The organism is Candidatus Chloroploca mongolica (assembly GCF_004762035.2).
Classification (GTDB): domain Bacteria; phylum Chloroflexota; class Chloroflexia; order Chloroflexales; family Chloroflexaceae; genus Chloroploca; species Chloroploca mongolica.
Genome location: NZ_SIJK02000093.1, coordinates 1 through 11,228, shown reverse-complemented (window position 1 = coordinate 11,228; position 11,228 = coordinate 1). Strand labels below are relative to the sequence as shown.

Annotated in this window: 7 protein-coding genes; 4 read left to right on the top strand and 3 right to left on the bottom strand. The window is 59.2% G+C overall.

Translation table 11 applies throughout. The features are described 5' to 3' along the window. The first annotated feature begins 274 nt into the window (after positions 1 to 274). Together EYB53_RS23900 and cphA are read left to right on the top strand one after the other, a co-directional pair. Complete coding sequence (locus EYB53_RS23900; protein ID WP_167857585.1) at positions 275 to 2,047, top strand: right-handed parallel beta-helix repeat-containing protein; 1,773 nt, start codon at positions 275 to 277, stop codon at positions 2,045 to 2,047. A 108-nt stretch (positions 2,048 to 2,155) separates the two neighbouring features. Beyond that, on the top strand, positions 2,156 to 4,840 hold the full coding sequence (gene cphA, locus EYB53_RS23895) for a cyanophycin synthetase (RefSeq protein WP_135481860.1): 2,685 nt from the start codon (positions 2,156 to 2,158) through the stop codon (positions 4,838 to 4,840). Between the two features lie 9 nt (positions 4,841 to 4,849). On the opposite strand, the gene EYB53_RS23890 is transcribed toward cphA, so the two are convergent. From EYB53_RS23890 to EYB53_RS23880, 3 genes are all read right to left on the bottom strand, one after another. Next, complete coding sequence (locus EYB53_RS23890; RefSeq protein WP_135481858.1) at positions 4,850 to 7,471, bottom strand: hybrid sensor histidine kinase/response regulator; 2,622 nt, start codon at positions 7,469 to 7,471, stop codon at positions 4,850 to 4,852. A 21-nt stretch (positions 7,472 to 7,492) separates the two neighbouring features. Beyond that, complete coding sequence (locus EYB53_RS23885) at positions 7,493 to 8,104, bottom strand: Uma2 family endonuclease (RefSeq protein WP_135481856.1); 612 nt, start codon at positions 8,102 to 8,104, stop codon at positions 7,493 to 7,495. A 109-nt stretch (positions 8,105 to 8,213) separates the two neighbouring features. Further along, entirely contained in the window at positions 8,214 to 8,810 is a 597-nt protein-coding gene (locus EYB53_RS23880) for a cysteine hydrolase family protein (protein WP_167857584.1), read from the bottom strand. Between the two features lie 536 nt (positions 8,811 to 9,346). On the opposite strand from EYB53_RS23880, the gene EYB53_RS23875 reads away from it, so the two are divergent. Together EYB53_RS23875 and EYB53_RS23870 are read left to right on the top strand one after the other, a co-directional pair. Further along, complete coding sequence (locus tag EYB53_RS23875; RefSeq protein ID WP_135481850.1) at positions 9,347 to 9,886, top strand: GNAT family N-acetyltransferase; 540 nt, start codon at positions 9,347 to 9,349, stop codon at positions 9,884 to 9,886. 57 nt (positions 9,887 to 9,943) lie between these two features. Further along, positions 9,944 to 10,669, top strand: a complete 726-nt coding sequence (locus EYB53_RS23870; protein WP_135481848.1) for a hypothetical protein — start codon at positions 9,944 to 9,946, stop codon at positions 10,667 to 10,669. Positions 10,670 to 11,228 lie beyond the last annotated feature (559 nt).

Genomic DNA, 11,228 nt, shown 5'->3' with positions numbered 1-11,228 from the left:
CCCGCCCCTTGCGGGTGCCCGCCCCTTGCGGGTGCCCGCCCCTTGCGGGTGCCCGCCCCTTGCGGGTGCCCGCCCCTTGCGGGTGCCTCGTTGTTGCCGGGTGTCGCCGTTTGCGCCGCTGGTTGCATGCACATGCTGCCAAATAGGGCGTATTTTTTTATCCGGTTTCGTATGATGCAATCGCCCCTACCCGACATCCCGTATAGCTTGCGACAGGCAAGCCCCTGTGGTACACTGCACCTCGGTTTGGTCTGCAAGACGGGAGGCTTTTTGCGTGACACCGGACGATCAGCAGTCACCCGATCCGCAGTTTTCCGATCAATCTCAGAGTAAGCGTATCAGTCGTGATACGCTCCTTTTGCTTGGGGCGCTCTCGTTTCTGATTCTAGCGGTGGCTTTGACCTTCCTTTTTACGCCAGGCGGTCAACCCGGTGAAGAGGCTGGCGTGCCCACCGAAGAGCTTACGACTATCCCTGATCCTGCGTATCCAGTTGTTTCGCCAACGCCTGATCAGGGCGCTTATCCTTCTCCTGGTCAACCAACGTCGCCTGTCGGCGGGTTTGATCCCTCCTATCCCTATCCCATGCCTGCGGTGCCCACTGGCGATCCTGCGCTCGAGACGACGGCAACGCCCGATGATGCGGTTGGTGTTGTCCCTCCTTCACTGAGCCCGACTGATGCGGCGTATCCAGGTCCGGTGCTTCAAGATCCTACCCCACCACTTCCCGGGTACCCGGGGCCGGCGGGTGGGCAACCGACGCCAGTGACCGGGTATCCCGGGCCAGCTGGTGAGGGTACGCCGCCGCCCATGCCGACACTCGCGTTGACGCCGATTGTGCCAACTGCTGTGCCTCCGCCCGTCGTGCAGCCTCCGCCCGTCGTGCAGCCGACAGCTGTGCCGCAGCCAACGGCTGTGCCGCAGCCAACGGCTGTGCCGCAGCCAACGGCTGTGCCCTCTCCTCCCGACGAGGCGCCGGCGCCGCCAGTGGTGCCGGTCGATCCACCTGCACCGACGGCGCTGCCGTTGCCAACCGAGACCCCTGGGCCACCGCCGCCGCCACCTTTCGATGTGGTCAGTGGCAATGTGCGCTGGTCACGCGCCGAGAGCCCGATCGTTGTTGAGCGGGATCTTCAGGTTGCGCCCGGTAGCGAGCTGGTGATTGAGGCGGGGGTTGAGGTGCGCCTTGCGCCAGGGGTTTCGATCTTCGTTGATGGAGGGCAACTGCTTGCCCTTGGGCAACCTGGTCAGCCGGTGCGTTTTGTCGGTTCAACGGGCGCGCGCTGGAGCGGAATCTTTGGGCAACCAAATAGTTTTGTGGTGCTCGAACATACCGAGGTGCGCGGGGGCGGGCTTGGCGGCACGGTGATGGCGCTGGAACGCAGTCAATTGACGGTTCGTTCGAGCCGCTTCACCGATAACGGTGGATCGATTCTGCTGACTGATACCCGCCTCGAGATGCGCGATAGCGAGGTGACGGGCAATGATATGCCCTTTGGCCCGGCCCTTGAGGCGAGTTTCGGGCGCGGCAATTTTGTGACCCTGACCAATAATCGTTTTGGTGGCAATCGGCTGAGTGAGGGCGCCCCACAGGTGCGCGTCAGTAACCGTAGTACCTTCGAGACGCTAAACCTGGCGCTTGAGGGCAATCTGATCCGCGGTGGCGCACCGAATCTGCAATTGACGACCAATGGCCCGCTGCTGGGGACAGTCGGCTGCAATGCGCTGATTGGTGATGCGCAAGGGTTTGGTCTGCGCACCCAGACGCCCCAGGTTGATCCCAATGGCGTGCCACCGATGCGCCTGCGGATCGAAAATAACTATATTGATGAGCACGTCCCGCCGATTATTCCCGTCTATCTGCGTTATGGCCTCGGTCGTGGCGCGACCAGCGAGGTTCTGCTCGATATGCGCAATAACTGGTGGGGGAGCGATACCGGCCCCTATGAACCAGAAGCGAACCCGCTTGGGCGTGGCGACTCAGTTGGGGTCAATATCCTCTACGCACCCTGGCTGACGGCCCCGCCGTCGTGCGTGCCCCCGCAATAAGCCAGGCTTCGCGTGTGTCACCCCGGCGAATCTATGCGATAATACGAACAATGTGGCAGCACCGCTGCCACATCACTGTATGAAGCCAATCCCCATGCGGAGGCGTATATGCGGGTGCTTGAGACGCAGATTTTTCGTGGCCCAAATCCTTATGGCTATCGTCCGGTGATTCGTCTGACCCTCGATCTTGAGGAGTTGGAAGAGTATCCTTCGGATCGCATTCCTGGTTTTACCGATCGCCTGATCGAGTTGATCCCGTCACTGCAAGAGCACGGTTGCTCGTATGGCGAGCCGGGTGGTTTTGTGCTTCGCCTGCGCGAGGGGACATGGATCGGCCATATTGTTGAACATATCGCGCTCGAGCTGCAGTGCCTCGCGGGAACCGAGGTGACTTATGGCAAGACGCGGTCGGTGCCAGATCAGCCCGGGCTCTACTTTGTGATCTATTCGTACCGCGAAGAGCGGGTCGGCCGCGAGGCCGGCAATCTTGCGTTGCGCCTGGTACGTTCGCTCTTGCCCGCGCATCTGCCGAGTGCGCTGCAGGGCGACGAGCGGGCTAGCTTTGATTTTGTTCGTGAACGCGATGATCTGATCAGCCGTGCCCAGGATCTGGTCCTCGGGCCGACAACGGCGTCGCTTGTTGATGAGGCCCGTAAACGGGGTATTCCGGCAATTCGCCTGGACGACCAGAGCCTGGTGCAGCTTGGGTATGGCAAGCATCAACAGCGCATTCGTGCGGCAGTTACTGGGCAAACGTCGTATATTGCGGTCGAAACAGCAAGTGATAAAGAGTTGACGATCCGCTTGCTGGGCGATGTTGGTATTCCGGTGCCGCGCCATCGCCGTGTCAGAAGTGCCGAAGATGCCGCCGCCGCTGCCGAGGCGCTCGACTTTCCACTCGTCGTCAAGCCCCTCGATGTCAGTCATGGTCGCGGCGTTTCACTCAATCTCAACACGGTTGAAGAGGTTGTACGCGCCTTTGAAGTCGCCTGCGAATATAGCTCTGATGTCCTGGTCGAAACCTTTCTGCAGGGCAATGACTATCGCGTGCTGGTGATCAACGGCGAGGTGGTGGCCGTCGCTGAGCGTGTGCCTGCCCATGTGATTGGTGATGGCAAACATACGATTGCCGAGTTGATCGAACTGGTCAACCGTGATCCGCGCCGCGGCTTTGGGCACGAAAAAGTCTTGACGAAGATCAAACTCAACCATCAGAGCGATCTGCTGCTTGAGCGGGCCGGCTATACCCTTGCGACCGTGTTAGCGTCGGGTGAGCGTTTTGCCCTCGCGGCGACCGCGAATCTCTCGACCGGTGGCACGGCGATTGATCGGACAACCGAGATTCACTACGAGACTCGCGAGATTGCGCGGCGCGCAGCGTTGATTGTCGGGCTCGATGTGGCAGGCATTGATGTGATTACGCCTGATATTTCGCAGCCACTGCGTGAAGTTGGCGGCGGGATCGTGGAAGTCAATGCCGGCCCGGGCTTTCGTATGCACCTGCAGCCCTCGGAGGGAACACCGCGCAATGTGGCTCGTTTTGTGATTGATATGCTCTTTCCGCCGGGGCAGCCGACGCGCATCCCGATCCTCAGCATTACCGGCACCAACGGCAAAACAACGACGGCACGCATGGTCGCGCATATCCTCAAGATGCACGGGCAGCGGGTTGGCCTCACCACCACCGATGGCATCTATATTGATGGTGAACTCTACCTCAAAGGCGATCTGACTGGCCCGTGGAGTGCGCGGATGGTGTTGAAAGACCCGACGATCGAGGCGGCGGTGCTTGAGACGGCGCGGGGCGGCATCCTGCGCGAGGGGCTTGGTTTTGAGCGTTGCGATGTGGGCGCGGTGCTCAATGTCTCGAATGATCATCTTGGTCTGCGGGGCATCCATACGGTCGAGCAGATCGCTGAGATCAAGGGGCTGGTGGTCGAAGTCGTGCGTGACGATGGCGCGAGTGTGCTCAATGCCGATGATCCGCTGGTTGCGGCGATGGCCGACCGCGCCGAAGGCCGGCTGATCTACTTTAGCATGCACGGCGGCGAGAGTGCGAGCGATCTGGTCAAAAATCATATCGCCAATGGGGGCACCGCCGTAGTCTTGCAAGCTGGCGTGCGCGGCGATATGATCGCCATCTACGATGCTGAACAATACATCCCCTTGCTCTGGACCCACCTGATTCCCGCGACGCTCGAAGGCAAAGCGCTGCACAATGTTGCCAACGCGCTCGCCGCAACCGCGATTGCCTATGCGCACGGCGTGACGATCGAGAATATTCGCCAGGGCCTACGCACCTTCAACACCAGCTTCTACCAGGCCCCGGGGCGGCTCAACATCTTCGACGAGCACCCCTTCCGCGTGCTTGTGGACTACGGGCACAACCCGGCAGCCTTCGCGGCGATGCGCGAACTGGTCGAACGCCTGCGCCCGTCTTATCCACGGGTCATCGGCGTAGTAAGTTCGCCTGGTGATCGACGTAACCAGGATATCGCCGAAGCCGGCGGCATTCTTGGCACGATGTTTGATCTGCTGATCCTCAAAGAAGATGACGACCGCCGTGGCCGCGCCCCCGGTGAAGTCATCGGCATCTTGCGGGAAGCCGCGCTCGCCGCTGGCATGCCCGCCGCGCAAATTGTTGATGTGCCCAAGGAGCTCGAAGCGGTGCGCTATGCGATGAACCTGGCCGAACCAGGTGAACTCGTGATTATCTTTGCTGACAACATCACCGGGGTGTGGAAGGAAGTGATTTATCACCCTCGCGGCGCAACTGAGGGCCGGATAGGGTAAAAAGAAGCCTCACCCTCCTTGCCTGGCATAGCGTTCACGCAGTTGGGCAAGGGTCTGCGCGTAGCAGGTGTTCAATTCGGTGAGCAGGGCCGGGAGTTCATCCGGATTCCCGGTCTGCTCGATCTGATGGCTGAGGGTTGCCATGGCCCGAGCGCCGAGTTGAAGGCAGCCGCCACGGAGACGGTGGGTGAGATCCTTGACCCGAGCGCGATCCTGGTTGGCAACGGCCTCGGCGAGGCTGGCAAGTTGGGGTGGCAAGGTCGCTTCGAAGAGGTGGATCAGCGTTGCAAGTTGCACCGAACCTGTCTCGCCCAAACTCTCGAGGAGACGGTCGAGCACGCGCCAGGTAACCAAGGGCACGTTGGCCTCGCTGCTCGGGGATGGTGTAGTTGGCATGCTCGGGGTTGCTGCGAAGGATCCCGTTGGGGGCGAAGAAGGGGGCGACCGATCAGGTGAACTGGCAGCAACCAGAGGGACAACCTGAGCCAGGGCCTGACGCAGCTCGGCGCCTACCACCGGCTTGGTCAGATACGCATCCATGCCTGTCTGCAGAGCGCGTTCACGATCCCCGGCCATTGCACTGGCAGTCAGGGCAATGATGTACGGCTGATGCACCGTCTGCCCAAGGGCGCGGATCTGCTGGGTGGCACCCGTGCCATCGAGCTCGGGCATTTGCATATCCATCACCACCACGTCATAGGCCACCTGACGTACCGCTGCGACGGCAGCCTGCCCATCAGCGACGACATGAATGGTGTGGCCCATACGTCCCAACATGCGTCGGATGAGATCCTGGTTGAGCAGGTTGTCTTCGGCCACGAGGATGCGCAGCGGCTGGATGGTGGCAGGGTCCGAGGGGGGAGCCTGCGGCAGCGTCGCTTGCCTGACAACGGCGAGCGGCAGGTGCAGGGTGAAGGTCGAGCCAATGCCGGGTTCGCTCTGCAATGCCAGGCTCCCGCCCATCATGTGAGCCAGTTGATGACTAATCGCCAGACCAAGCCCGGTACCGCCGTAACGGCGGGCCGTGCTGCTGTCGGCCTGAACAAAGGGTTCGAAGATGCGCACCTGTTGCGCAAAGGGAATCCCGATGCCCGTATCACGCACGCTGAGGCTCACGAGCGCGGTTTCGTCAGCAGTACGCTCAGCCGTAGCCGTGAGCATCACCTCGCCCTCGCTGGTGAACTTGATCGCGTTGCCAAGCAGGTTGAGCAGCACCTGGCGGACGCGTGTCTCGTCGCCGTTGACATAGGTGGGCAGTTCGGGCGCACAGTTCAAACTGATCGCCAGACCTTTCTGGTGGGCGCTATGGGCCACGAGTTCAACCGATGAGACCAGCAGGGCGGGCAAGTCGAAAGGGAGAAACTCTAACTCAACCTGGCCCGACTCGATGCGCGAGAAATCGAGGATGTCGTTGATCACGGCGAGCAGAATCTGGCCCGCCATCCTGATCGTCGTCGTATAGTGGTGCTGTTCGTCGTTGAGGGGTGTCTCTTCGAGCAGTGTCGTCATGCCGATAATCGCGTTGAGCGGCGTGCGAATCTCGTGGCTCATGGTGGCGAGGAAGACCGCACGCGCCTGTGCCGCTGCTTCGGCGGCATCACGGGCGTGTGCCAGTTCTTCTGCTGCCCGTTGACGTTCGGTAATATCGAGTGCAATGCCATCCCAGATGACACTGCCATCGCTTTGTCTGCGCGGACGCTCGCACAGGTAAAGCCAGCGCAATTCGCCGGTGGGCGTTATGTGGCGCGCAACTTCGGCGCTGTCACTCAGGGTCGCCGCCGAGTGGCGCTCGGAGGCATAGATCTGCTCACGGTCTTCAGGGTGAATCCTCGCGTAGAGCTTGCTCGCATCACACTGCCCCTCCTTGGGCGTAACCGCCAGGATGCGTTCGACGCCACTGCTGAGATAGGTGAAGGTCGGGTGCCAGGCGGCATCGCGGTAGAGTTGGTAGACAAACCCATTGGGCAGGTTGTCGCCCAGGGCGCGCAATTGGGTCTCACGGGTGCGCAACGCACTGGTCGTCTCCCACTGTTGAATAAAAGCGGCGATCATCTCCAGGCCCGTGCGGATCAGGCGGATGGTGGGCTGGTTCCACGTACGTTCCTGCCGATCTGAGACGACGAGATGCCCGCGCCAGACGCCTGCAATATGCACGCCGAGCAAGATCAGGGCGCGCACATGGTTTTGCGCATAGTGGATGGCCTGCGAACTGCCAGGGGTGAAAAGCTCCTCGGGGCTCCCCGTGACGACTTTGCCCGCCAGAATAGCCTCGACGAGTTCTGGTCGCGCATCATCGCGTGAGGTAGGATAATTCAGGAAGGGCTCGGTATTGGGTTGCTGGGCATAGACAAGGCTCTCTTCGCGCGGTGAGATGAGATCGAACGAAGGGTAGATACGCAACCCGATGCGCGTACAGTCAACGGCCTCACGCAGAATCGCGACAACCTGCTGGACGATTGGCTTCCAGTCAGGCACATCGCTGCCGACCATCAAGAGCGTGCGCGAACAACTCCCGAGGGCCTCGGCGTAGCGAAACTGTTCGGCCAGGGCCAGTTCAGCCTGTTTCCGCGCAGTGATCGCTCGCTGCAACTGCTTGGGATTGGGTTGGGCAGCGCGATGACGGCGGCTCATAACACGTTTTTGTTCGTCATGCTACTCAGGGGGAATTTCCCGAGAGATACCTGGGTTTTCGGGTGTAATATCCACTTTTTCGTAGACATCTTCGAGTGCAAGAGTACATTCAATGGAGTGAATGATAAGGGCCGATCCAATGCCAATCGCCTCTTGAAGCAGCCACAGGCCATTATCTTGTCGTGCATAATGCTCTATATGAAAATGGTCTTGTGCGATAAGGATGTAATCCTGTAAGGTTTCGATAGTGCGATAGTGTTGGGCTTTCATCCCTCGATCATAGCGTTCCGTTGATGGTGATAGGATCTCAATAAGCACAAACGGATTGATGAGCGTATCAAGCGCGTCATCAGTATATTCAGGTTCTCCACAAATAACAACAAGATCAGGATACGTATTGAGACCGGTACGGGTTACTTTCACACGCATATCACTCGGAAATACTTGACACGGCTTCCGACGAAGTTGACCATGCAGTGCCGCAAGGGTATTTCCTGCAATAAGATTATGGATGCGTGATGCCCCCGCCATTGCGTAGATTTGCCCATCGAAATATTCATGCTTACTGGTACTTGCACGCTCAAAAACAAGATATTCTTGTTCAGTGATATACCGTTTTGGTTGTGCCGTCATCGCATACCGCCTTTTGCATACCAGTGAGCAGGACCCAGTATGGTATCTATGATAGCATTTTTGTTCTGCTTTCGCAAGCTATCGTTCACCTCGGGTCAGCGCGGGGGGCCTATTCTGCGGCGACCATGGCGTGGGGTGTTGCGCCCGAGCACGTGAAATCAACCGCCTCGGCAGTGGCCGTACTGTTCGTACGACCTGGATAGCTCAACCATGTCATTGCAATGTTAAGTTCCTCAACGATGGTTGCCGCGTCAATCCTCCCCCCATCTTCAAGCACGATGGTGCCGGTCGTATGAGCATCGCTAACAAGCGTCAGGTCGTACCCGCGATCCAGCGCACCATATGCCGTCGCACGAATGCACCAGTTCGTGGCCGCTCCCGCCAGCACAATATGCGTTGCGCCACATGCGGCAAGGTGCGCTTCAAGATCGGTCGCTTCGAACGACGAGTTGAAATGCTTGTGAATCAGCGCGTCACCACTGGCTGGGACAAGTTCCGGTACCCATTGCCATCCTGGGCTTCCATAGAGCAGTTCCTCGTCTGAGTGCTGCACCCAGATCACAGGAGCTCCCTGGGCGCGGGCACATTCGACAACCTGGACCAGGTTCTGAATGACCCTCGGCGCCTCCCACGATTCGCTCATGACGTCGACCTGTACATCAACCACCAGCAAAACCGCTTTGTTGCCTTCGCGCACAGTTGCCATTGCGAATTTCTCCTTGAAACGTGAAAGGCAACTGCTTTCGCCCTCCTCGCATAAGTGTAGCATACCGAAGCATATGCCTCAAGGCTTGCAAACTACACTTATAGGGCGATTGCATCATACGAAACCGGATACAACGGGGCACCCGCAAGGGGTACCCGTACCGGGGTGGGGCACCCGCAAGGGGTGCCCGTACCGGGGTGGGGCACCCCTTGCGGGTGCCCGTACCGGTGTAGGGGCACCCGCAAGGGGTACCCGTACCGGTGTAGGGGCGGGCCCGGTGTAGGGGCACCCCTTGCGGGTGCCCTGGTGGGGGCGGGCCCGGGGTGGGGGCGGGCCCGGGGTAGGGGCACCCCTTGCGGGTGCCCTGGTGGGGGCGGGCCCGGTGTAGGGGCGGGCCCGGTGTAGGGGCACCCCTTGCGGGTGCCCTGGTGGGGTGCATACACGGAAGATGCAATCGCCCTACGTACACTTACAGGGCAGTGGTACTATAGCAATGTCAGCGAGCATCCATACCGTGAAGAGAAAGAGGGCCATTGATGGAAGCACAGACTCTGCCCCGGGTCTTTCTGCGCCCGCCAACGCCTACTGATGAAGCAGCGCTTTTGCACGTCAACCAGGCGAGTATTGGGCACCACACGCCCTGGATCTTCCCGCCGACCACAGCCGAGCAATTCAGCGCCTATCTCGATCGTTGCGCCCAGGCAGATACATGGAGCAGGCTCGTCTGCCAGAGGGAGGACGGCGCAGTTATGGGGGCGATCACACTCAGCCAGATCTTCTACGGGCCACTGCAGAGCGCATACGTGGGCTACTACATCGGGGCAGCCTATGCCAGGCAAGGCTTCATGCGCGAAGCAATTGCTTTGGCCCTCGATGCTGCCTTTGGCCCCTTGCAATTGCACCGCATCGAAGCCAACATCCAACCCGGGAACCACGCCTCACGTGCGCTGGTGCAGCGCCTTGGCTTCACCCGTGAAGGCTACTCACGCCGTTACCTCTTCATCGCAGGGGAGTGGCGCGACCACGAACGCTACGCCATGCTCGCCGAAGATTGGACTGACCATGCCCTGGGCTAACGCCGTAAAAACACTGCTCGTGCTGATGGCAACGACCAGCAAAGAAGGAGTCACCTCATGATTGAGATCAGTCAAGACACGTCGCAGACCGCCCGTTCAATGCCTCTGCGTCCATTTGGCGGCGACACGCCCACGACAAACCTGGATCTCATCCTGGCCCTCTTGATCGCCTTTGGCTTACCGTGGCTTACCCTCGGCGTATTACATTGGACAGGGGGGGCACTGACAAGCCTGTTTATATATTACGTCGTGTGTGGAGTTTTGCTCTATCGTTGGCGGCTGGGCTCCCTTGATTATGATCGTCCGACACGTTGGCCGTGGGCAATGTTTCTTCTCGGGGTCTTGCTCGCCGGCGCGATCACCTTTCGCAACTGGAATGCCTTTGCTGACGCAGGCGCACCGTGGTGGGGCATCTGGCTCACAGCAGTGATCTGGGGTGGGGTCAACGCCGCGCTGGAACAATTCTCTTGGCTCTATGTCTTGATTGCCTGGCGCAACCGTTGGGCCACAGGTTGGCAACAGAAACTCGGCCTCATCATCGGCAGTTTTCTTTTGCTCACCCTCGTAACCCTCATTCACATCATTTTCTGGGCTGAAGTATTGCCCGAAGCCCGCCAGACAGGTGCAACCTGGTTGACGGTACCGCTCAACACCCTCTTGACGCTAACCTATGTCGTCATGTACTTCCAGGCACGCTCATTCTGGCCGACCTTTCTTGTCCACTTCCTGGTTGACCTACAAATCGTCATCCTTGCGCGTTACTCGATCGTGCCGTACCTCTAAGCCTAGCCAGAATCAAAAAAGGTATGGCCGAGCAAAGCTCGGCCACGCCGTTATGAAACAACACCTTGACAAGCGAACGTTTAGGTCGAATCAAAAACGGTAGGGCCGAGCTTTGCTCGGCCCTACCGTTATGAAACAAGACCTTGACGGGCGAACGTTTAGGTCGAATCAAAAAAAGTATCGCCGAGCTTTGCTCGGCCCTACCGTTATGAAACAAGACCTTGACGGGCGAACGTTTAGGTCGAATCAAAAAAAGTATCGCCGAGCTTTGCTCGGCCCTACCGTTATGAAACAAGACCTTGACAGGCGAAGGTTTAGGTCGAATCAACAAACGGTATCGCCGAGCAAAGCTCGGCCACGCCGTTATGAAACAATACCTTGACAGGCGAACGTTTAGGTCGAATCAAAAAAAGGTATCGCCGAGCAAAGCTCGGCGATACCTTAGAAACAATACCTTGACAGTCGAGTGTGGTTCTATGTTGGGTCGTACCATTCACGCAATAATGGGATTGCTCCCTAGAAAGGAGGTGATCCATCCGCACCTTCCGGTACGGATACC